Below are 23,033 nucleotides of genomic sequence, written 5' to 3'. Positions count from 1 at the left end.
AATAACTTGAGTTCGGAGTTCGGAGTTCGGAGTTCGGAGTTGTTATTTTGTCAACGAGATAATAGGGGTTTGAGACTTCAGACTTGTTGTCAGTTATCGATGAATTATTGTTGCTTGAACTCAGTTAAGTAAAAAAATTCCCCTGTTATGGCTCAAATTTTAGCGTAACAGGGGAATTATCAAGGAAGTGGATTGGATTTCAGAAAAAAGAGGTAAATTTCTTAAATATTGAACAATTAAATGCCGAATTCTGTTTTGATTTGAGCGACCCAGGTTTTAATGCGATCTTCGCTTAAGTCTGACTCATTGTCTTCATCGAGAGCTAAACCAACAAACTTACCATCTTTGACAGCTTTTGACTCATTATGTTCATAACCCTCAGCAGACCAATGACCGATGGTTTTGCCTCCCTGGCCACTAATTTTTTCTTCCAGCATACCCATCGCATCCTGGAAATTATCAGCATAACCGATTTGATCTCCTGTGCCAAAATAAGCTACTTTTTTACCACTAAAATCAATGCTGTCTAAATCATCGAAAATGCCTTCCCAGTCACTTTGTAAGTCTCCCATATTCCAGGTAGGACAACCGATAATTAGACAATCGTACTTCTCCAAGTCCGTGGCCTCGCAATCAGAAATATCGATGAGTGCCGCTACATCATCTCCTCCCAGTTCAGATTGAATCATCTCTGCTGCGGTTTCAGTTTTACCTGTTTCTGTGCCGTAAAATAAACCGATCTTACTCATGTTTTTTCCCTGCCTTATTGAAACTTATTTGCAGTAATTTCTTAAAGTATAATTTAGAATAATTTGCAATAAGTGTCAAGGGTTGGTTCTAGATTTTATCGATCTTTTGCTGATTATTTATAGCAGGAGCTAGGGGGAAACCCACTCCTAACCCCTCCCAGAAGGGTAAGATAGGAGGTAAAAACCTTGGTTATATTAGGTTTGAGTTGGAAAAAATGTCCTAAATGCCTTTGAGATTGTTATAAAGTTATATATAGACAAAATAACCTCATTTATGAGACTTAAACTGTTATTATGCCCTGAAAATACGAACTCCCTACTCCTAACACAGAACTCAGGTTTCTTTAAAGTTTTCTTTAGGGAACTCTCAAAAAACTACTGCTAATCTATAGCAAGAAGATGTAGCAGTATTAATGAGATAACTCTTGTTTATGCAGTCTATAAGCGTTAGTTCTTAATGTTTTCTTAATTCAATGCTGTATTCCATCTCAACCAATCGCTCTAAAATAAAGGTAGATTAATTAGAAATTTTTCTCAATTACTCTCCATAACCTTTAGTTAATTAACTGGCAAATTCTTGATTTATTTAGGAAAATTATTCCTTTTCTCGAAAACTTAAATTAAGAGCAAGTTAAAAAACAAAAATGTTTCTAAAGTCTTATTGCAAAAGAGGTGAATATGGATTGGAAAGTTGATGACAATGCTGATCCTCCCCGTCGTCGGAGAAAAGGATGGAGTTTTGACTTTTTCAGCGATTCTAATGAGACTCAAACAGAAAACGAGCAATCAACAGAAAAATTGAATAATAGTGAGCATTATCCCCTTGCACAAACCCATGTCGGACAATCGGTCTGGATCGTCGGTTTTGTAGGGAATGGGGGAATAAATCGACTATTAGGCATGGGACTCACCCCTGGTATCCAAGTTAAAGTTATTAGCGCGCAACCCAGTGGTTCCGTACTTGTAGCCATTCAAGATAATCGTATCGGAGTGGGTGCAGGGATGGCGCAGAAAATTTTAGTCAGCAATGAACCCATTAAGCAAAGAAACACCATGAACACTGAAACCCAAATCTTGTTGCGAGAAATGCCCGAAGGCACGAAAGGCAAAGTGGTTGGCTACAACCAAGTCGTGCGCGGTTACAAGAAAAAACTCTTATCTATGGGCCTGACCCCTGGTGTTGAGTTTACCATCATTCGGGTTGCACCTTTAGGCGATCCCGTAGAAATTCTCATTAGAGACTTTCATCTCAGTCTTCGTAAAGAAGAAGCAGACGCTTTAGTAGTAGAAAAACTCTAAATGCGTTGAAAAATTACAGTTTTCACGTTTAATTTTCAAGAAAAATGCTAAAACCTATTATTGCCCTCATTGGTAATCCCAATTGTGGGAAAACGACCCTTTTTAACGCCCTAACCGGGGCAAACCAACGCACAGGAAACTGGCCTGGAGTCACTGTAGACCGTAAAGAAGGCAAGTTTCGCTATCAAAACCAAGAAATGACCCTGGTAGACTTGCCGGGGGTTTATTCTTTGGATGTGGAAGATACGGACACAGGAATGGACGAACTGGTGGCCAGAGATTACCTGTTATCAGGAGAAGCGGATCTGGTTATTAATATTGTTGATGCGTCTAACTTAGAACGTAACCTCTATTTAACCACCCAAGTGATGGAAATGAGGTTACCCATGGTTATTGCTCTGAATATGATGGATGTGGCCAGCGATCGCGGTATTTCTATCAATGCAGAGATGTTACGGGAACGGTTAGGGTGTCATGTCATCCCCATGAACGCAGCTAATGAAGATGGGGTACAGGATCTCTTACATATTGTTGGTGCAATGGTGTCCGATCTCCATCATACTGCCAGTTATGTGGCTTATCCTGCGGTCATTGAAGAGGCTTTAGGGGAGTTAGTTCCCTATATTACTGAAAATACTACTAATAGAGTTGTAGAACCCCGTTGGACAGCTTTAAATCTTTTGGAATATGAAGATAGAGTTGCCCCAGAATTACAAGGTGATGAATTATTAAAAATCGTGGTGAAACATCGCCGTCAAATTCATCAAGTTTTGGGGGAAGATATTGATATTATTATTGCTGACAGTCGTTATGGGTTTATTCGACAAGTTACCCAAGGGGCCACGGAACGTAGAGGAGAAGTTAGTAATACTGCGTCTGATCGCTTGGATCAAATAGTTTTGAACCGTTGGTTAGGAATTCCTATTTTCCTGGCGGTTATGTATATTATGTTCCTGTTTACTATTAATGTCAGTGCTGCTTTTATTGACTTTTTTGATATTGCAGCAGGAACTATATTTGTAGATGGTTTTGCTAATTTATTAGATAGTATTGGTACACCAGGATGGTTAATTGCATTATTAGCTGATGGTGCCGGCGGTGGTATTCAAACAGTAGCTACCTTTATTCCTGTAATTGGCTTTATGTTCCTTTTCCTCTCTATTTTAGAAGATTCTGGGTACATGGCTAGAGCAGCCTTTGTTATGGATCGTTTAATGAGGTTTGTGGGTTTACCAGGAAAGTCCTTTGTACCTATGTTAGTGGGATTTGGTTGTAATGTGCCAGCTATTATGGCGACACGCACATTAGAAAATTCTCGGGATCGTCTGATGACTATTATGATGAACCCGTTTATGTCTTGTGGTGCAAGACTTCCAGTCTATGCGTTGTTTGCTGCTGCGTTTTTCCCTATTGGCGGACAAAATATCGTTTTTGGACTCTATTTATTAGGTATTGTGGCTGCTATTTTCACAGGAATGGTTATGAAAAGTACCATCTTGAAAGGGGAAGTTAGTCATTTTGTGATGGAGTTACCCCCTTATCATTTACCACGTATGAAAGGGGTTTTTATTCGTACTTGGGAACGGTTAAAAGCCTTTTTATGGAAAGCAGGCCGAGTCATTGTTTTAATGGTGATGATTTTAGGACTATTAAACTCCATCGGTATGGATGGTTCTTTTGGTAACCAAGACAGTGAGCGATCTGTTTTGAGTAGTACCAGTCGTGCGGTGACTCCTGTTTTTGCACCTATGGGACTGGAACAAGATAACTGGCCAGCAACGGTGGGCATTTTTACAGGTATCTTTGCGAAAGAAGCGATGGTGGGAACATTGGACTCCATTTATGGACAATTAGCTAAGCAAGATAACCCGGAAGCGGTAGAAGAAGAAGGTTTTAGTTTCTGGGGAGGTATTGGTGAAGCGTTTGCTAGTATTCCTGCTAATTTATCAGATTTACCCAATCAATTGTTAGATCCGTTAGGTTTAAATGTGGGGGACACTAGCAGTGTGGAAACAGCGGCCGAGGAACAAGAAGTACAGTTAGGTACGTTTGGGGCGATGGTGAAGCGGTTTAACGGTAAAGTTGGGGCGTTTGCTTATTTACTGTTTGTCTTGCTTTATTTCCCTTGTGTTTCAGCTACTGCTGCGGTTTATCGAGAAACTAATGCTGGTTGGACGTTATTTGTTGCGTTATGGACCACAGGGTTAGCTTATATTGTTGCCACTGTGTTCTATCAAGTATTTACTTTAGCAGAACATCCTGTATTTTCTATTAGTTGGATCATTGGTTCTGTGGTGGTGGTAGCAGGAACTTTAATGATGATGAAGTCAGCGAAACCTGTTGGTAGCAGAACCCAAAAACCTGTAATGCACCCAGAAATGGCAACTCAAAATTCAGAAGTTTAAATTAGTGGGCGATCGTAAATAACGGTAGGGTGGGTTAGATGGTAAGAATTTTTAGACAATATTTAAAGAACTAAAAATCCGTCGCAACCCACCATTTTTTTAGCTATTTTCAACTTTATGTAGTAGCTCAAAAATATGCTCATTTTATGTTGCGATATTAGCTCTAAACTATGGTAATTATGGGATAAAAATCCGTCTTGCACCTCGATAATAATCAATATCAACAATGATTTCAACCAAACGATTAACGCAACGCTGTCGATAGTTTGGCTCAATAAGTAACCGGTTTATATTTGCTATAGTGATGACAGGTAGGGATGTTGAAGTATTTTCTTCGCGCATTACTTGTTCTAAAGAATCTTTCCCTTTCATACTTCGGTTAGCAGTCAGCAGAAGCATTTTATTAGCTTGAGCATATTGCCAAAAAATGCGATCGCTACTATCGTCTTTTAAACCGACTTCTTCAAAGAGAATAAAGCGAATAGAAATTAAGTCAAGCCAACCACTAGCAACCAAGCTACCTGCTAAAATAACAGAATGGCCACGCAAATTATGATCAACTAAAATGTTCATGTTTGTGATTCAAACTTAGCTCTTTCTGCTATCAGTTTGGCTCTAATTTCTTCTGTCCCTGGTTCTGGAGGTTTTGTCGTAATTTTAGTGATTAAATTGTGATTTTCTTGCTTATAATATTGTTGCAGTTCTTCAGCTTCTTTAAGAACATTTTGGTATTCTGTTTCAACCTCAACACGATGAGCATCAATATATGATAGCGCAGCAATTAACTGTTTATCTGTAATACTAAGCATAGTACCGATAAACTTTTGTGGGTACTCCTCTTTTAAATAATCCATTACATCATACAAAGTGATGCGTGTCCCTGCAATTGTTAATCCTCTTTCTGTTCTGATAATTACTGCTTGTTCATTGGATACTAGAGTCATCTCATTCGTTTTGTAATCTAAAGTGTCTCTTAATTGTATCATCTTCAACCAGTTAACTATTTATCAACTAATACCATGTTCATCAACTGAGACTACAGATGTTAAGGTTGTAGTGGTCAACGGCCGTTAACCCCTACTTTAGTAAACTGGTATAACAACCAACTATGTTACTATCAAAATGATACAAGGACTGGCTATGATACGGGAAATTAAAGTTTAACTCGTAAAATATCAAAATCAACTTTAAACAATTATAAGAATATCTATTGATAATAAATATGACAACCAATAAATCTGATTTTCAACAAGTTTCTGATACTTTAAAAATCAATATGGAGAATTTAAAATTAAAATATAAAGTCAAAACTTTAGGAGTATTTGGTTCTTTTGTGAGAGGAGAAGCGAAAGATAATAGTGATTTAGATTTATTGGTAGAATTTCAAGGAGATGTAACTTTTGATAATTATATGGACTTAAAATTTTTACTGGAAGATTTATTTGAGCGAAAAATTGATTTAGTGATCAAGGAAGATATAAAACCCCAGATTCGAGAACGTATTTTAGAGGAAACAGTTTATGTCTCGTGATCTTAATCTTTTTTTTAGTTAATAGTTTAAGCCATTATAAACAGACATATATATAATTAAAGAAGAATAATTAATAAAGTTTTTCATTAATGCCATGATTCTAACCGACATTCAAACTTACCTGAAAAAATATCAAAAGGCATCTTTAGCAGAATTAGCCCTTCATTTTCGCATAGAAGCTGATGCTTTACGCCCTTTACTAGACAAATTAATTCGTAAAAAAAGAATTCGTCTTATGTCAGGAAAAAAATGTAAAAGTTGCTGTGATTGTCCCCCAGAAAGTATTGAATTTTATGAGTGGGTAACTTAAATTGTAAATCATTATCTAACATTAAATATCCCAAAAATGTTGCCGACAATAACTCAAGAAAAAATCGATCTTCCGGCAGGAACAATCCTGAAATTTCCTGGGACTGTAGCTGATTATGAACAACTTTTAAAACAATTGGGCGATCGCTCAATTCCCCGTATTCGTTTCCGAGATAACCATATTTTTCTAATGAGTCCTTTGCTCGAACACGCCAAAGAAATAGACGTAATATCGGATCTAATTAAAGCACTATTGCGCTATCAAGAAAAAGATTGGCAAAGCTTTCACCCGATAACTTTAAAGTATGGGAAAAGACCAGGATTAGAAACCGATGCTTGTTTTTATATTGATAATTATAAAGCAATACTTGGAAAACGTAAACTAGATATGAGTATCGATCCACCACCGGATTTAGCAATAGAAATTGATGTTACTTCTTTTACTAATATTGAAAATTATATTACTTTGAAAATTCCTGAAGTCTGGATTTACAAAATCAATGAATTAAACATCTATCTTTTTAGAGATAATAGCTATATAGAAAGTAATACCAGTCTTATTTTTCCCGATTTTTCTGTCAGAGAAATTATTACTCAATATGTCGATCGCGCTTGGCAAGTTGGTTCATCGGTTGCCCTTAGAGAATTTAATCAAACTCTAGATTAAATAATTTATTTTTTTCTGATAAAAAAGTTACATTTTGTTCAACTATAGCAATCAATAATGATATGTGAGAAACAAAAAATATCAAGACATAATAGTATTATGTCCCTATGAATTCTTCCTTGTAGGGGTTTAACACTGTTAAACCCAGAAGGCTAATTTTCCCACAACTGAAACCTGATTGCTATATCAAATTAAGCTATGATCATGGGTAAAAGTTTGTCAGAGAAGCGATCGCAGAAAAACGGCAAGAGAACAACAATTGATGAACATAGAGAAAATCCCACAAATATTCATAGCCCATGCTTCAGAGGATAAACCGTTAGTCAGAGAACTCTATAGCAAGTTGGTTCAAGCAGGATATAAACCTTGGTTAGACGAGGAGGAACTACTGCCAGGACAAAATTGGACGGAAGAGATCCCCAAAGCTCTGAAAAACAGTGATTTATTCATCGCTTGTTTATCATCAACCTCAATCAGCAAACGTGGCTATATTCAGCGTGAGTTCAAGATGGCCATGGAGATGTTGGCGGAGTTGCCAGCAGGAGAAGGAGAAATTTATATCATTCCCTTGAAATTAGATGATTGCAAAATACCAGAACTCATACAGTCAGACTATGGCTTGAAACTCAAAAATTTGCAGTGGTTGGACTATTGGAAACCTAACAGTTTTGAGAAATTAATAAAAGCGATCGAGCGTCAGTTTGGGGGTCAAGAAACAAAAGATACTGACAATAACAATGGTACTGCTTCCCCATCAGACACAGACAATCAAAAATCAATTAGCCTGGAAATTCCAGAAGGGCAAGTACCTCTAGATTCACTATTTTATCTGGAGCGTCCACCCATTGAGTCCGATTGTTATCAAACAATTTTGCAACCAGGTGCTTTAATTCGGGTTAAAGCCCCCCGTCAGATGGGCAAAAGTTCCTTAATGGCGAGGATTTTGTCTCATGCTAAACAAGCTGATTATCAAACAGCTTCTTTAAACTTTCAGTTAATAGATGATGATTGCCTGAAAAATCTTGATCAATTTTTACAATGGTTTTGTGCAAGTATCAGCGATAAATTAGAATTACCTGCTTTGATGGAAGACTATTGGAAACGAATTTTAGGCAGTAAGAAGAATTGTACTAATTATTTTCAAAAGTATTTGTTGTCAAAACGAGAAGTTCCTTTAGTCTTAGGGTTAGATGAAGTGGATCAGGTGTTTCGACACCCTGAGATTGCAACAGGTTTTTTGGGATTATTAAGAGCTTGGCATGATAATGGAAAAGATGATCCTGTCTGGCAAAAATTAAGATTAGTCATTTTCCACTCCAAAGAAGTTGACATCCCAGTTAATCAGTCTCCATTCAATGTGGGTTTCGAGGTAAAATTGCCGGAATTTACCCCTTCTCAAGTGGAAGATTTAGCCACAAGACATGGGTTACATTGGACTGTTGAAGAAAAAGAGGGACTAATAGAGATGTGTGGGGGACATCCATATTTAATTAGGGTGGCTCTTTATGAAATAGCCAGAGAGCGAATGACTTGGCAAGAGTTTTTGTCCATTGCTCCCACAGAAGAGGGAATTTATCAAGATCACTTACGTCGCCATCTTTTGAACTTGGAGCAAGACGAAAGTTTATTAATGGCCTATAAACAAGTAGTAGCAACTGAGCATCCTGTACAAATAGGAAGTTCAGAGGGCTTTAAACTAAAGAGTATGGGTTTGGTTAAGTTTCAAGGCAACAAAGTGATGCCATTGTGTGAATTATATCGTCGGTATTTTCGCAATCGTTTGGGGGTTAGTTAATGAGTGTGCCATCGTCTTCGCTTTCTATCTATCAAACCGGGGGAAGTTTGCCTATCGATGCCCCAACTTATGTTAAACGGCAAGCTGACGATGACTTGTATGGTTGGCTAAAGCAGGGGGAATTTTGCTATGTTCTTAACTCACGGCAGATGGGAAAGTCTAGTCTGCGAGTGCAAATAATGGCTCAATTACAAAAAGAAGGGGTGGCTTGTGCTGCGTTAGATTTAACGAAGATTGGGTCTTCAGACATCACTCGTGATGAATGGTATGCAAGCGTAATTGATAGTTTAGTTGAGAGTTTTCCTCAAGCTGAAAACTTTGACTTGGAGGTTTGGTGGACAAGTCTTGGTTTGTTGTCTCCTTCTAAAAAATTAAGTAAATTTTTCTCTGAGATCCTTTTAAATAAAATAGTTTCACCTATTGTCATATTTATTGATGAAATTGATAGTACCTTAAAATTGAAGTTTAAAGATGATTTTTTTGCTTTACTCCGAGCTTGTTATAACCAACGAGCGGATAATCAAGAATATAAGCGATTGACCTTTTGTTTATTAGGAGTGGCTTCCCCAACTGATTTAATTGCCGATGAACAAAGTACCCCATTCAATATTGGCAAAGGGGTCGATCTTAAAGGGTTTCAAAAAGGGTTTCAATTGGAAGAAATAGAACCACTAACCAGATATTTACAAAAAATAGTGGATAATCCTTCTGAGATTATGAGACACATTTTAGAGTGGACAGGAGGACAACCATTTTTAACTCAACGTCTGTGTAGTTTAGTGGTTAAAGCTAATAATCCCACCCCTGATATTTCTCAAATAGTTCAGCAGATGATTATTGATAATTGGGAAGCTCAAGATGAACAAGAACACTTGAGAACTATTAAAGAAAGAATTTTAAGTAACGAACAGAGATCAGGATATTTACTAGAATTATATCGAAAGATTTTAAAATATGAACAAGTTACAATTAACAATAGTTCAGAAGAAAGGGAATTACAATTATCAGGATTAGTGGTTAAAAAAGGTAATATCCTACAAGTTTATAACCCTGTCTATGCTAAAGTTTTCAACGAAAATTGGATAGATACAGAGTTAAATAAACTGCGTCCTTATGCTGAAAATTACCGATATTGGTTACTTTCAGGAAAAAGCGATAATTCTCGGTTATTAGAAGGTCAAGCTTTAATTGAAGCAGAAAAATGGGCATCAGGGAAAAATTTAGGTGGTGAAGATAAAGATTTTCTGGGGGCTAGTCGTGCTAAAGAAAGAGCTATTGAAATTGAGAAACAAGAAAAGAAATCTGTTGAACAAAGAAATATTTTGCTAAAAGAAGCTAACAAAGAGGCGAATAAAAAAATTAAAAGAGGAACGGTTATAGGAGTCGGTATTTTCGGGATTATGTTAATCGTTGCTAATGGACTAGGTTTTTTTGTATGGCGGCAAGCTAAAAATGAATTACAACAAGCTAAAAATGAATTACAACAAGCTAAAAATGAATTACAACAAGCTGAAAATGAATTACAAAAGATAGAAGAGTATATTGTTCCTGTTGAACAGCTGAATATATTAGCAGAACAAATAGAATGGTATGAAAAGCAAGAAATTACTAACCTTCTGGAACAATTACCAAAAATAGAAAATGCCAGCACAAAGGTTGCTTTAAGATTAGCAATACAAGCATTAGCTTATATGTATCTTGAAGATTTAGAATTAGCTAATAGTGCGCTCAATAAAAGTTTCAGTTTAGTTCATTTATTAGAAAGAGAAATAGAAGATGAAGCATTAGTACCAATCAAGCTCTTATTAACAAAAATCAAAGGTGATTTGAATCTGGCACAAGGACACTTAGATGAATCTTTCAAATATTATAAACAACTTACTCAAAACTATATTAAACAACTAGAGACAAGTTTAAAACAGAAGAATTGGAGAGAGGCAGATCGGCTCACCTGGCATGCTATTTCTTATTCAGCCCAAAGCAAGAAGATAGATGAAGATTGGAGGTTGCGTGATGCTTCCTGTAACGATTTTAAACGGATAGATAATATTTGGTCTAATCACTCAGAGGGTAAGTTTAGCTTTAAAGAGCAATGGAAAATCTATTCCAGGCTAAATAACAACTCACCCAAATATAACTCTATAGCCGAGCAATCTTTTGCCGAAGAGGTGGGGTGGGACAGCCAAGAACAAGGATGGAAAAATTACGACAACTTAAACTGGTCAGAAGACTCACCAACGACATCCCCCAATGGACACCTCCCAACTATGAGATATGATAAATTTCTTGTGGGGGTGGGAAGGGGTGGGGGGAGGTTGGGGGTTGAGAAGGTAGGGGTGGGATTTTTTCTCTCTCACAATTGCTTGTGAATTGTAAAATATAAAGGCTTTCAGAGTTTTTTCAACTCCGAATAATTCTAAGGTTTCAACGAGGTTATATTAGACAGCGATCATAATAATAGTTTTGTAGTTTTGTAGTTTTGTAGGGTGGGTAAAACAAAATTTTAAAAGGTTAGTTAAACTATTTTAAATACTTGCCCACCATCATCCATAAATAAAACTTGTTTCAAAATTTAATAAAGATTTGTTGTCAAAATGCTCTAATTTATCTTAAATTTTCTATAGTATTGTGATCAAGCATCAAATACCATTATGGTTACTCAACTCAAAAACGAAACAACCTCAAACATTATTTATCCAGACAGTGACGGGAAACTTATGGCCGACAATACCCTTCAGTTTCGTTGGATTACTATGATAAAAGCTAATTTAGATTGGTTATTTAGTCAAGATAGCAATGTATTTGTTGCGGGGGACTTACTTTGGTATCCTCTGGAGGGTGACAATAAAAAAAGACTTGCACCAGATGTTATGGTTGTTTTTGGTCGTCCCAAAGGAGAAAGGGGTTCTTATCAACAATGGAAGGAAGATAATATTGCACCTCAAGTGGTTTTTGAAATACTTTCTCCAGGAAATACTCAAACTGAAATGAGCCGAAAATTACTGTTTTATGAGCGTTATAGTGTAGAAGAATATTATATTTATAATCCTCATAAAAATGAACTGAGTGGACTATTAAGAGGAGAAGAAGGATTAGAAATTATTGATAATATGAATGGTTGGGTTAGTCCCCGTTTAGGGATTCGTTTTGAAATATCTGACCCCGAATTAAAATTGTATTATCCTGATGGAGATAACTTTACTACCTATACAGAAGAAAAAGAGAAAGTACAACAAGAAAAACAACGAGCCGATAAATTAGCAGCTAAATTAAAAGAACTTGGAATTAACCCAGATGAACTTTAAAGTATCCATTAGGAGGTTAAGATGAAAATTCGTTATGAATTAATTATCTATTGGAGTGAAGAAGATAAAGCATTTATTGTTGAAGTTCCAGAATTAGCTGGATGTATGGCCGATGGAAAAACCTATCAAGAAGATGTACAAAATGCTGAAATTGTTATTCAACAATGGATAGAAACTGCACAAGAATTAGGACGAGAAATACCTAAACCCAAAGGACGTTTATTATTTACTTAGGGAGCATCCCAAAGTTGCAAATTGTCCTTGATTGATAATAGTTGATCTGATTAATTTCCCCCCGTCACCCCATCTCCCCCTCTCCCCGTCAAACTCAAAGAATAAGTTTTTAGCAAAAATGGGATGCTCCCTTTACATAGTTCTCTAAATCGATTAATTTATGGGATTTAGAATCACGATTTAGCTTCAAAATCTTAGGTAAAAAACCTATTAAATCTCTAGTTAGTTGAGCTTTAAATTTTTAGCTAAGCTGTTTTATGCTGCCTATTTTTAATGATTGTGTGTTAGGATTCATAGTGATAATAAAAAATATTTTCAATTGCGCCGCGCAAAGACGCGGTTATTGTTTGGTTCGTCGGTTCAATGGATTAACGAACTTGCTTGTATTAATAACTTTCCACAGTGTAGCAAGCTATGTTAAATTGGAAGACTATTGTATTTTACTTATGTTTAGGGTGGGTTTTTCTTTCTTTTCAAAGATGGTCTTACCCCCTAGATAGGAGTGATATTAGTCAGGACGGTGACAATGGTGGTTCGGTTAATTCAATTCCTTCTGAAATTCAACAAACCTATGAAACGTGTCCTCTTCATCCTCAAAATCAGATAGTTTATTCTACTCCTTTTTCGTTGTTTTCCTTACAAGTTAAGGAGAAAAATATTAATGTTAGGATAAGGGGAAATAGTGCATTTACAAGACAGCAAATTTTAGATATTCCAACTATTAGTGAACTATATAAAAAATATCAGGGCGAAAACTTAAATTTAGAAAAATTTAATCAGATTGCTATTGCCTTAGCTGATGCTATTACTAATCATTATTTAAGTGAGGGTTATATTACTTCAAAAGCTGTCTTTAACCCTGTTAATGAAATAACAGAAAATACAGAGGTAGAAATTGTTATTATTGAAGGAAATATTGCTGAATTAAAATTGATTGGTAGAAAAAAAATACATTTAGATTTTATTTGCGATCGCTTACTTTTAGCCATTGGTTCCCCTCTGAATGTTACCCAATTAGAAAAACAGTTAAGACTCCTATTACTCAATCCTCTTTTTGAAAATGTTGATGCCAAAATTCAAACGTCAGGTCAGCCAGGATTAAGCATTATTGTTGCTAACATAAAAGAAAGTGATAATTGGAAATTTGGTTTAGGAATTGATAACTTTTCTCCTCCAAGTATTGGTTCAGATAGAAGTGGAACATTCTTAAAATATAACAATTTAACTGGATGGGGAGACAATATTTCGTTATCTTATTATCGCTCGACTACGAATGGAGGAAACACCATTGATGCCATTTATCAACTACCATTAAATCCACAGGAAGGTACCTTACAAATTCGAGTAATTCCTACTTGGACAAGAATCACCCAGGCTCCTTTAGATGACTTTAATATTGAGGGGAATAAACAAATTTATGAAATGAGTTTTCGACAACCTTTGTGGCGTGATTTGTTTGAGGAATTTTCTTTATCTGTAGGGTTTCTTTATCAAAATCAACAAACTTTAATTAATGGAGAGGTTGCCCCAGTTGATAATGCTAGAAATCGATCAACAATCTTTCAATTTGGACAAGATTATTTAAGTCGGGATCAACAAGGATTGTGGTTTTTAAGCTCTCAGTTTAATTGGGGAGTTGATTTATTTGATGCTACTATTAGCTCAGATTCAACTCCAGATAGTCGCTTTTTTAGTTGGTTATTTCAAGGACAAAGAATACAACAATTGGATGAAAATAATTTGATGGTTATCAGAGGAGAATTACAACTTACCCCCGATTCACTTTTACCAGATCAATGGTTTATTATAGGGGGAGCAGGATCTATTAGAGGATATAGACAAAATGTTAGATTTGCAGATAATGGCTTTAGATTATCTGTAGAAAACAGAACAACAGTTATGAGAAATAATTTTAATCAATCAACTCTTGAAATTGCTCCTTTTATTGACATGGGATCTGTCTGGTTTACTGATACAAATAATACTTCAACTAACAAAAATTTCCTCATGGGAACAGGGTTAGGATTAATTTGGAATGATGTGGCTACTATTGAAGGATTAAATCTTCGTCTAGATTATGGTATTCCCCTAATTCCCTTACCCCGTCTGGGTAATAATCTTCAAGAGAGAGGATTATATTTTCAAATAAATTATTCTCCATGATTTACTATTTAGTTTTTAAAATCATATTTTTAGCTTAAGTTTTTTTAAAAAAAGTAGTTTTAAGACAATTTATAGTGAGGATAAATAAAAAAATGAAACTTAAAAAACCAACAATTTATTTTATACTGTTACTTTTTTCATTAATACAAACAAATAGAAAAAATACAAGCTTTGCACAATCCATTGTTCCGGCTGATGATGGGACAGGAACTAGGGTCAATCAACAAGGAAATCAATTTAATATTGAAGGAGGTACTTTATCAGGAGATGGAACCAATCTTTTTCATAGTTTAGAACAGTTTGGACTCAGTGCCGAGCAAATCGCTAACTTTCTAGCCAACCCCCAAATTCGTAATATTTTAACCCGAATTGTTGGCGGTGATCCTTCAATCATTAATGGTTTAATTCAAGTAACAGGAAGTAATGCCAATTTATTCTTAATGAATCCTGCCGGGATTATTTTTGGCCCCAATGTTCAGCTAAATTTACAGGCTGATTTTACCGCTACCACAGCAACAGGAATAGGATTTGATAATAATTCTTGGTTCAATGCTTTAGGAAACAATAATTATCAGTTATTAACCGGTGATCCTTCCCAATTTGCCTTTGATTTAGCTCAATCAGGTAGTATTATTAATACAGGAAATTTATCTGTTCTTCCTGGTCAGAATTTAACTTTAATTGGAGGAAACATTGTCAACACTGGAAACATCAAAGCTCCAGGGGGAAACCTTACCATTGTAGCGATTCCAGGCACTAACAGTATTAGAATTTCTCAACCGGGAAGTCTGGTCAGTTTAGAAATTATTGCCCCCAGACAAACTAACCCCGAACTATTAGGAATTAAACCCCAAGATTTACCCACCTTACTAACAGAAGGAAGTCAAACCATAGACCTCAATATCACTGGGAATAATGATAGAACAATTTCCTTAAGAGAACAAAACCTGGAAATTCTTACCCCATCAGGGAACCTAATAACATCAGGAACCCTAGAAACATTTTCCCCTTCCCAAATGGGCGGTAACGTGACCCTCATTGGCGATCGCCTTGCAGTGATCGATGCTCAAATTGATGCCTCTGGATATAAAGGAGGAGGAATGATTAGAATAGGGGGAGACTATCGGGGTGGAGCAACCCTTCCCACAGCACAACGCACCCTTATTGATTCAGATTCGAGGGTTAGTAGTGATGGCATCCATGAGGGGAATGGGGGTCAAATTACCCTTTGGTCAGAAGAAATTACAGGATTTTACGGTCAAATCACCAGTCGAGGTGGTACGTTTTCAGGAGATGGGGGATTAGTTGAAGTTTCAGGAAAACAACAACTAATTTTTCGTGGAACTGTGGATACCAGTGCGGTTAATGGTGATTTTGGGACTCTACTTTTAGACCCCTCAAATATTATTATTAGAGATGGGGACGGGGATGGTGCAACCGATGGAAAAGATACCTTTGCCGGTGACAACAGTGGACAAGTGGGACAAGTTTTGGACAATCAAAACATTAGGGATATAAACCCCACCATAATTTTCGAGTCAGAATTAGAAGGATTATCAGGAAATACCAACATTATTATTGAAGCGTCCAATAACATCACCATAGAAGATTTATCGGACGATAATCTCACCTTTCAAGCAGGAACAGGTGACATCATCTTTAGGGCGAATACAGATGGGGGGAGGTTCGGTAGCTTTAGGATGAGTCCGGATGACTCTATTGTTGCACCGGGACGAAATTTAACCGTCGAACGTATTGGAGATGATTTAGTTCGTTCTGGTTGCTTTCAAACCAGTGGTTGTCAAATTATTCTGGGCAATATTGATACTTCTTTTCGTGATGGGGGTGGTTCCGTAAACATTACAGCACAAGGGAACACCAACGATATTTTTCCTAGTATTGAGGTGGGTACTATTAATACCTCATCTACTCAAGGAGTTGGAGGTGCCGTTACCATTAAAACCTTAGCTACCAATGGTGATATATCAGGAACAGTTCGTATTTCTGATATTCTTTTTGAGCAAAATAATTTAGATCAATTTACTCAAGAGATTATCAATACTCAAGGAGTTGATCAAACAGCCTTGATTAACATTAATGATATTCAACTTGACTTAACACCTGAACCCACTCCTACACCTGAACCAACTCCTGCACCTGAACCCACTCCTGCACCTAACCCAACTCCTACACCTGAACCCACTCCTGCACCTAACCCAACTCCTGCACCTGAACCCACTCCTGTAACCAATGCAACTCCTGCACCTAATCCAACTCCTGCACCTAACCCAACTCCTGTAACCAATGCAACTCCTGCACCTAATCCAACTCCTGCACCTAACCCAACTCCTGTAACCAACCCAACTCCTGTACCTTCAACATCGATAACATCTGTCTCCACTCCACGTCCTCTAGAATCTGTAGAATCTGAAAGATTAAGTACAGTTATTAATTTGAATAATGCCTATAGTCAATCTGATAGTTCTGGAGTTGGACAACAAACGAATGTAGCTGTTTCTAGCACAAGTTCAGATGCTAATGTTGCCCAATTGAGACAAGTTGAAGCAAACTTTACTACCGACTTTGCTAACTATTTGGGAATCGACTCAGTTTCTTGTTTAACCCCCCAACAAATTCAGACCCAACTACAACAAGCTCAAGAAGATACCCGACTCAAACCAGGCTTAATTTATATCTTTTTTAAGCCACAAATAAATCAGGCACAGTCTTCTCCAGGAGAAACTTTTTGGCGTTTTAATTCGGCTTGTGATCTGCAGGCAGAATTAAATGAACCCTCAGACCAAGACCAATTAGAATTAATCCTAGTTACACCATCTGGGGATATCATTCGTCAGTCCATAACAGGAGTAACTCGTGAAAAGGTTCTCTTAAAAGCTCAGGAATTTCAACGAACAGTGACTAACCCACGTCGTCCTAGTGCTTATCGTAAACCAGCACAACAATTGTATCAGTGGTTTATACAACCCTTAAAAACAGCCTTAGAAGCGGCAGAAATCGATACCCTCGTATTTATTGTTGATAGTGGGTTGCGTTCTGTACCGATGGCGGCTTTACATGATGGTTCACAATTTTTAATCGAAGGTTACAACTTAGGTATGATGCCCAGTTTTGCCTTAACGAACACTCGTTATCAAGATATATCACAACAAAGAGTGTTAGCGATGGGGGCTTCAGAATTCAAGGAACACAATCCACTACCAGCAGTTCCCTTGGAACTATCGGTAATTACCGATCGCCTTTGGACAGGAAATGCTTTTGTTGATCAAAAGTTTACTTTAGATAATTTAAAAGAAGAGCATCAATCGGGTAAATTTGGCATTATTCATCTAGCTACCCATGCTAATTTTCAAACTGGGAAATTGGGTAATTCTTATATTCAATTGTGGCAGAGTAGACTAACTTTAGAAGATTTTAAAAAACTAGATTTTGGCGATCCTAAAGTAGAGTTGTTGGTTCTTAGTGCTTGTCGAACCGCTTTAGGAGATAAAGAAGCAGAATTAGGATTTGCTGGTGCGGCTGTTTTAGCTAATGTAAAAACTGTATTGGGGAGTTTATGGGAAGTTAGTGATCAAGGAACTTTAGGATTAATGAGTAGCTTTTATGAACAGTTACAGAACACTCCCCTAAAGACAAGGGCGATCAGAGAGGCTCAATTAAGTTTATTACGGAGAGAAGTTTACTTAGAAAATGGAGAATTAGTGACTCAAAATAATCGTTTATCTTTACCAGATCAACTAGTAGAACCTGATAAACAATTTTTCAGTCATCCTTATTTTTGGAGTGGATTTACTTTAATCGGTAGTCCTTGGTAAGCAGGTTATTCATGAAGTCATAGAATGTTAATTGAACCAAGAGAAAAGAGATTATAAACTCTTTTTTTCATCCAATTGACTAAGTTATCATCATCTTCTTCTTCGCTAATTAATCCCATTTCTCTAAGTTGTTTTTGACGCTGGGCTAACTCTTCTTGGTGTTGACTTAATGCTTCAAAAATAAATTCTGCTATATCTGGTTGTTCTTGTAGTATTCTTTGAAAACCTACTTTATCAAAGACAATTAATCTGGTTTTTTCGACTGCTTTAACAGAAGCAGTTCGTGGAATACCTAAGATTAAAGCTAACTCGCCAAACATATTTCCTTCTTTTAGTGTTGCTAAATGTTTATTGATTTTGGGTACGAAGACTTCTACTGCTCCTGATAAGATAATATAAAAGGAATCCCCTGTATCACCTTCATGGAAGAGAATCGTATCCTTATCTAACTTTTGCCTGTATCCTATCTCAATTAGTTCTCGAAGTTCAAGGGGTGTTAAATGGCTAAAATAACGGCTTTTGCTCAAAATATCACGAATAGATATATGACCAGAATCAACAGCTTGAGTTTGAGAGTCTGTTGCATATTTATTAGATTTATTTAGGGGAATCTGCAAGTTAAAGTTAGGTTGAGTAAAAGAAATATTTTGTGTAGGAAAAAGAAGATTTATATTATTTTTACATAAATGATACTCAAAGGCATAATTCAGTCTATTAATCGTAAAATCTTCATCTTTCATATCCTTAATCCACACCTGTACAATAAACTCACAATAATAATCATTTATCTCTTTAAAAATTAATTTGGGTGCTGGACTTGGTTGAACTGATGATTCCTGATGCACCGTATCTAAAATAATCTCTGTAAACAATAAAAAATCAGTATTTTTGCCAACTTTTAAATTGATTTTTATGCGATGAGCTCCTTTTCTATAGTTCCAATTAATAATAGGATAAGTGACTAAATAACTATTAGGAATAATTAGATAAGCTGAATCTTTTGTTTTAATAACAGTAAAAAGTAAAGATATTTTTTGAACAGTTCCTTTTAAATCAGGAAACTCTTGGCGATTACCAAATTGAATAAAATCATTAACTTTAATAGCACGTCCTAATAATAAAATTAATCCACTAATAAAGTCTTTTATAATACTTTGTAATCCAAAACCAACCCCAATCCCTAAACCACCTATAATTACAGCTAAGGATTGCAAATGAAGTCCCGTCGCTTGCAAACTAATAATAATACCAAAAGTAATAATAAAATAGAAGATAAGAGTAGAAAATGCCTCTCTATGACCCGACTCAGTTCCTAGTTGTTTAAATAACCAATTCTTACATAAACTTGTAATGAGTCTGGCTAAAATAATAGTAACAAAAATACTGATAATTATTTGTAGAATAATATTTAAAGAAATAGGTTGCTTTCCTAAACTAATAATCGGGTAATCTAAAAATAGATAAATCGTTTCTAAAATAGTCTTCATGAGTCTGTAAGTACCTAAATAAAATAAATGTTATGGGTAAGAGAAGGTAGAAGTAAGGTTTAAACTTATTTTTATAAATGTTCACATAGCTCACGTTATTTATTTCTGATTACTGATATGGATGTTTAATTTTCAAACAATTATTCTCAATAAAAAAATTATCTCCTCGCTGAACAAAACCCAAAAAAAGGTCTTTCTTAGCATCAGGAAGTTCTCCAGGTTGATACCCATATAACCACATTTTTGATTTTATTTTATTAGGTAGCTTAACTAATTGTTTGTAGTGGGAATGAACAGGACTAGGATATTTTGATGTTTCACAATCGTGAAAAATAATATCTGCTTGTTCATAGTATTTTAGAAGTTTTTCGTAACATAATTGAGTATCACTTGTGATAAAAATTCTCACCTGCTCAACTTCAAAAAATAGGCCATAGGTTGGCATCACATAACTGCCATTATTAACATGAATAGTTTTTACCAATTCAAAGTTAATATTTTCCCAACTAAACATAGGATTATTCTCAATAGAATAGACATTAAAAAAGCTATCTAGACTGGTAATATTCCCTTCAACTGATCTCATTCCTCCTGATAGAGTATGATCCCAAATCTCTGTAGCAATATCATAACTTAAATATAGATTCGGTTTATGACATTGGGTATCAAATTTAGTGCTTAATCCTATATATTCTAATCCTCCTGCATGATCAGAATGTAAATGACTAATATAAATATCCGTAATATCCCGATGAGAAAAACCTTCTTTATACAAGGAAAAGCGAATATCTGAACCACAGTCAATTAATAATTTTTTCCCTGTTTCAGTAATAATAAATATGTTGGAATGAAAGTTATCATCCCCAACCGTAAACGCTGAACCTGAACCTAAAAAAAGTAATTGAGCCATCCCATAACATAAAAATAATATGACCCAAAAATTACGCAACCGTTAGACAAGACTTTGATACAGTTCCTCTAGTTTTTTCGCAACATCAGGAGGTTTAGCTGTAAAGCGAATATAAAATTCACCATTAGTATTAGATTTCTCTAAAACTTTGGCATAAATATCATCACTCAATGCTTTAGATGTTTCTACATTTGATAAATTACATCTAATGTTAGTCATAGCGGGAAGTAACTTTTGAAGATCATCATGATCGTAATTAATTATAGCTTCATTTTCTGATAATGCCACTAACTTTCCAGGATATCTAGTATCTCCAACATTTTTACCATCTAAAACACTATATACCAGTGATAAAGGTTGAATTAACTTAACAAATTTTTCTTCTTTTTTGGGCAAGAATAAATTATAATTTCCTTTAATTCCTCCCACTTCATAAATAGAAATAGGTTCTTTTACCCCTTTTGGTTTAACTTGTTTTTCAGATTCAATGACAACAATTGAACCCACTTCATTTAATGTAGATTCAGAAACCAAAATTTGTCCCCCAAGGGTGTAAGATTCTACCCGATAGGTTAAATTAACTTGAGAACCTACTACGCCGTATTTTGTGCGTTTTTCTGAGCCAATATTACCCACAACCACCTCCCCTGTGTTAATACCAATTCCCATGTCGAGTTTGGGTAAGTTCCATTGTTTCATCTGTTCATTAACAGATTTCATGGCTAACTGCATAGCAATAGCACAAGCGATCGCTCTTTCTCCATCGTTTTCTTGGGAAGTAGGCGCACCAAATAACACCAAAATCCCATCTCCCATAAACTCATCAATGGTACCTTCATAATAGGTAATCACATCGGCCATTTTTCCCAAATAAAAGTTAAGAATTCTTACCACTTCTTCAGGAGGTAATCGTTCAGATGTTGCCGTAAATCCTCGTAAATCAGAAGTTAAAATAGTAATCTTTTTTCGGGTTCCTCCTAAAGATAAACCGGCTGGATTTTCTAACAAATTAGCCACCACTTGATCCGTTAGATAACGACCAAAGGTTTTGCGAATATCGGCCGCTGTTCGGGCAACATAAGCAGTAATGCCTATAGTTGATCCGCCGAAAGCGAGAAAAGCTGGAACAACAGGAAGCCACCAACCTTGTATAAAGGCAATATAGGTACCCCCCATCAAAATCATCCCTGCCCCCAAAATTCCACCCCATCGCTTCCAAAGAAGATTTTTTGCCCCATGCTGGTAGCGAAACCCCCAGGTAAGGGTTGCTCCTATGCCTGCCCAAGAGAAGATCCACAACCATTCTACTGGGTCTGACCAAGTTTTGAACATGGGACGACCTTCTATGGCAGCACTAATCATTTGACTGACTAAATTAGCATGAATTTCTACCCCGGCTACCTGTTGAGGTAAACCAATCAAACCGCTACTGTAAGGCGTAAAAAATAAGTCTTTGAAGCTTTCCCCCACCTTCCCAATAATAATGATGCGATCGCTGGCCCAGTCTGAGGGAACCTTATCTTCGAGAATATCGGTCATAGTAACGGTTTCAAAAGTCCCATCCCCTCCCCGATAATTAATTAACAGTTGATAACCTCCGGCATCGGTACGGACGTAACCTCCTTCGTTGGGGGTGAGGGGAGAAAACACCGTTTTTCCTAATTTCCATTGCTCCGTTCCTGGGATCATTTCTGGTCCAATACCTTCTTTATCAAGATAATGTAAGGCAAGATGAAGACTAAAACTATAAACTGTTTCTCCCTCTTTGGTGTCTAAGGAAATTAATCCTCGTCGAACACCGTTATCTCCATCAAAAATTAAGTCGTTAGCCCCCACTTGACCTTTTTCTTTGAGAACAGGGGGTGGTGCCACAGTTTCCCATCCTACTTCTCCGGCTACTTTTTGGATACCAACAAGATTAGGGGTTGTTTCAAATACTTTTACTAAGGTTTCATAGCCGGGTGGAACGGGTAAATCTCGATAAATATCTAAACCAATGGCTCGAGGGTTTTGGGCTTTTAATTTATTCAGTAATTCTGCTAAAACTTGATCGTTAATAATCGATTCATTCAGTCGCTGTAAGTCATTTTCATTGATACCCACAATAGCAATGCGATCGTCTATTGGTTCAGGGGGACGAGATTTTAGATAAAAATCAAATACGTCCCATTCCCATCCTTGTAATAACCCTCCTAAACGCAAAAGTATTACTAACCCGGCTACGGTTGGCGTTGTAATCCACACCCCACGAGTTTGCCACAAAAACTGTTTTAAACTTTCCCACATTTTTAAATTGATGTAATCATCGTTAATTTATTTTAAAGTAATACCCAGATGATTTGCGAT

At 36.3% G+C, this 23,033-nt stretch carries 17 protein-coding genes; 11 read left to right on the top strand and 6 right to left on the bottom strand.

Annotated features, from left to right (window positions below; genetic code table 11):
* Window positions 1-236: 236 nt before the first annotated feature.
* Window positions 237-749: a flavodoxin FldA gene (fldA, locus tag QNJ66_RS17385; protein WP_300509136.1), complete on the bottom strand. Its 513-nt coding sequence runs from the start codon at window positions 747-749 to the stop codon at window positions 237-239.
* A 678-nt stretch (window positions 750-1,427) separates the two neighbouring features.
* Between fldA and QNJ66_RS17380 the strand changes: the two genes are divergently transcribed.
* Window positions 1,428-2,048 (top strand): FeoA family protein, encoded by a 621-nt coding sequence (locus QNJ66_RS17380; protein WP_300509134.1) that lies wholly within the window; start codon window positions 1,428-1,430, stop codon window positions 2,046-2,048.
* Between the two features lie 44 nt (window positions 2,049-2,092).
* Window positions 2,093-4,453, top strand: a complete 2,361-nt coding sequence (feoB, locus tag QNJ66_RS17375) for a Fe(2+) transporter permease subunit FeoB (RefSeq protein WP_300509132.1) — start codon at window positions 2,093-2,095, stop codon at window positions 4,451-4,453.
* A 177-nt stretch (window positions 4,454-4,630) separates the two neighbouring features.
* Here the strand turns inward: feoB and QNJ66_RS17370 are convergent, their stop codons facing one another.
* Together QNJ66_RS17370 and QNJ66_RS17365 are read right to left on the bottom strand one after the other, a co-directional pair.
* Window positions 4,631-5,026: an ACP S-malonyltransferase gene (locus QNJ66_RS17370; protein ID WP_300509131.1), complete on the bottom strand. Its 396-nt coding sequence runs from the start codon at window positions 5,024-5,026 to the stop codon at window positions 4,631-4,633.
* Complete coding sequence (locus QNJ66_RS17365) at window positions 5,023-5,397, bottom strand: DUF433 domain-containing protein (RefSeq protein WP_300509129.1); 375 nt, start codon at window positions 5,395-5,397, stop codon at window positions 5,023-5,025. Before QNJ66_RS17365 ends, QNJ66_RS17370 begins: the two co-directional genes overlap by 4 nt.
* A gap of 278 nt (window positions 5,398-5,675) precedes the next feature.
* Here QNJ66_RS17365 and QNJ66_RS17360 point away from each other — a divergent pair, with 278 nt between their 5' ends.
* From QNJ66_RS17360 to QNJ66_RS17320, 9 genes are all read left to right on the top strand, one after another.
* A complete protein-coding gene (locus tag QNJ66_RS17360; RefSeq protein WP_300509127.1) occupies window positions 5,676-5,984 on the top strand; it encodes a nucleotidyltransferase family protein in 309 nt (102 codons plus the stop codon).
* A gap of 94 nt (window positions 5,985-6,078) precedes the next feature.
* Window positions 6,079-6,294, top strand: a complete 216-nt coding sequence (locus QNJ66_RS17355) for a FeoC-like transcriptional regulator (protein WP_300509124.1) — start codon at window positions 6,079-6,081, stop codon at window positions 6,292-6,294.
* Window positions 6,295-6,330: 36 nt separating this feature from the next.
* On the top strand, window positions 6,331-6,960 hold the full coding sequence (locus QNJ66_RS17350) for a Uma2 family endonuclease (RefSeq protein ID WP_300509122.1): 630 nt from the start codon (window positions 6,331-6,333) through the stop codon (window positions 6,958-6,960).
* Between the two features lie 262 nt (window positions 6,961-7,222).
* Complete coding sequence (locus QNJ66_RS17345; protein WP_300509120.1) at window positions 7,223-8,755, top strand: AAA-like domain-containing protein; 1,533 nt, start codon at window positions 7,223-7,225, stop codon at window positions 8,753-8,755.
* Window positions 8,755-11,124: an AAA-like domain-containing protein gene (locus QNJ66_RS17340; protein WP_300509118.1), complete on the top strand. Its 2,370-nt coding sequence runs from the start codon at window positions 8,755-8,757 to the stop codon at window positions 11,122-11,124. The genes QNJ66_RS17345 and QNJ66_RS17340 overlap by 1 nt, the downstream gene beginning before the upstream one ends.
* A gap of 282 nt (window positions 11,125-11,406) precedes the next feature.
* Complete coding sequence (locus QNJ66_RS17335; RefSeq protein WP_300509116.1) at window positions 11,407-12,060, top strand: Uma2 family endonuclease; 654 nt, start codon at window positions 11,407-11,409, stop codon at window positions 12,058-12,060.
* Window positions 12,061-12,081: 21 nt separating this feature from the next.
* The gene (locus QNJ66_RS17330) at window positions 12,082-12,294 is read left to right on the top strand and encodes a type II toxin-antitoxin system HicB family antitoxin (RefSeq protein ID WP_300509114.1); all 213 of its coding nucleotides are present in this window, start codon (window positions 12,082-12,084) and stop codon (window positions 12,292-12,294) included.
* A gap of 414 nt (window positions 12,295-12,708) precedes the next feature.
* A complete protein-coding gene (locus QNJ66_RS17325) occupies window positions 12,709-14,457 on the top strand; it encodes a ShlB/FhaC/HecB family hemolysin secretion/activation protein (RefSeq protein ID WP_300509112.1) in 1,749 nt (582 codons plus the stop codon).
* 92 nt (window positions 14,458-14,549) lie between these two features.
* Entirely contained in the window at window positions 14,550-18,290 is a 3,741-nt protein-coding gene (locus tag QNJ66_RS17320) for a CHAT domain-containing protein (protein ID WP_300509110.1), read from the top strand.
* 17 nt (window positions 18,291-18,307) lie between these two features.
* On the opposite strand, the gene QNJ66_RS17315 is transcribed toward QNJ66_RS17320, so the two are convergent.
* From QNJ66_RS17315 to QNJ66_RS17305, 3 genes are all read right to left on the bottom strand, one after another.
* Window positions 18,308-19,777, bottom strand: coding sequence for a cyclic nucleotide-binding domain-containing protein (locus QNJ66_RS17315; RefSeq protein WP_300509108.1), 1,470 nt, complete (start codon window positions 19,775-19,777; stop codon window positions 18,308-18,310).
* Between the two features lie 109 nt (window positions 19,778-19,886).
* A complete protein-coding gene (locus tag QNJ66_RS17310; RefSeq protein ID WP_300509105.1) occupies window positions 19,887-20,687 on the bottom strand; it encodes an MBL fold metallo-hydrolase in 801 nt (266 codons plus the stop codon).
* 42 nt (window positions 20,688-20,729) lie between these two features.
* The gene (locus QNJ66_RS17305; RefSeq protein ID WP_300509104.1) at window positions 20,730-22,973 is read right to left on the bottom strand and encodes an adenylate/guanylate cyclase domain-containing protein; all 2,244 of its coding nucleotides are present in this window, start codon (window positions 22,971-22,973) and stop codon (window positions 20,730-20,732) included.
* Window positions 22,974-23,033 lie beyond the last annotated feature (60 nt).

It is taken from the genome of Crocosphaera sp. (assembly GCF_030064895.1).
Classification (GTDB): Bacteria; Cyanobacteriota; Cyanobacteriia; order Cyanobacteriales; family Microcystaceae; genus Crocosphaera.
The sequence above is the reverse complement of the archived record's forward strand: the minus strand, read 5'-3'. Positions and strand labels throughout refer to the sequence as shown.

Coding starts and splice junctions, on each gene's coding strand:
- QNJ66_RS17320 (WP_300509110.1), top strand. CDS start 14,550: ATGAAACTTAAAAAACCAACAATTTATTTTATACTGTTACTTTTTTCA.
- QNJ66_RS17325 (WP_300509112.1), top strand. CDS start 12,709: ATGTTAAATTGGAAGACTATTGTATTTTACTTATGTTTAGGGTGGGTT.
- QNJ66_RS17365 (WP_300509129.1), bottom strand. CDS start 5,397: ATGACTCTAGTATCCAATGAACAAGCAGTAATTATCAGAACAGAAAGA.
- QNJ66_RS17370 (WP_300509131.1), bottom strand. CDS start 5,026: ATGAACATTTTAGTTGATCATAATTTGCGTGGCCATTCTGTTATTTTA.
- QNJ66_RS17380 (WP_300509134.1), top strand. CDS start 1,428: ATGGATTGGAAAGTTGATGACAATGCTGATCCTCCCCGTCGTCGGAGA.
- QNJ66_RS17335 (WP_300509116.1), top strand. CDS start 11,407: ATGGTTACTCAACTCAAAAACGAAACAACCTCAAACATTATTTATCCA.
- QNJ66_RS17340 (WP_300509118.1), top strand. CDS start 8,755: ATGAGTGTGCCATCGTCTTCGCTTTCTATCTATCAAACCGGGGGAAGT.
- QNJ66_RS17305 (WP_300509104.1), bottom strand. CDS start 22,973: ATGTGGGAAAGTTTAAAACAGTTTTTGTGGCAAACTCGTGGGGTGTGG.
- fldA (WP_300509136.1), bottom strand. CDS start 749: ATGAGTAAGATCGGTTTATTTTACGGCACAGAAACAGGTAAAACTGAA.
- QNJ66_RS17330 (WP_300509114.1), top strand. CDS start 12,082: ATGAAAATTCGTTATGAATTAATTATCTATTGGAGTGAAGAAGATAAA.
- QNJ66_RS17310 (WP_300509105.1), bottom strand. CDS start 20,687: ATGGCTCAATTACTTTTTTTAGGTTCAGGTTCAGCGTTTACGGTTGGG.
- QNJ66_RS17355 (WP_300509124.1), top strand. CDS start 6,079: ATGATTCTAACCGACATTCAAACTTACCTGAAAAAATATCAAAAGGCA.
- QNJ66_RS17360 (WP_300509127.1), top strand. CDS start 5,676: ATGACAACCAATAAATCTGATTTTCAACAAGTTTCTGATACTTTAAAA.
- QNJ66_RS17345 (WP_300509120.1), top strand. CDS start 7,223: ATGAACATAGAGAAAATCCCACAAATATTCATAGCCCATGCTTCAGAG.
- QNJ66_RS17315 (WP_300509108.1), bottom strand. CDS start 19,777: ATGAAGACTATTTTAGAAACGATTTATCTATTTTTAGATTACCCGATT.
- QNJ66_RS17350 (WP_300509122.1), top strand. CDS start 6,331: ATGTTGCCGACAATAACTCAAGAAAAAATCGATCTTCCGGCAGGAACA.
- feoB (WP_300509132.1), top strand. CDS start 2,093: ATGCTAAAACCTATTATTGCCCTCATTGGTAATCCCAATTGTGGGAAA.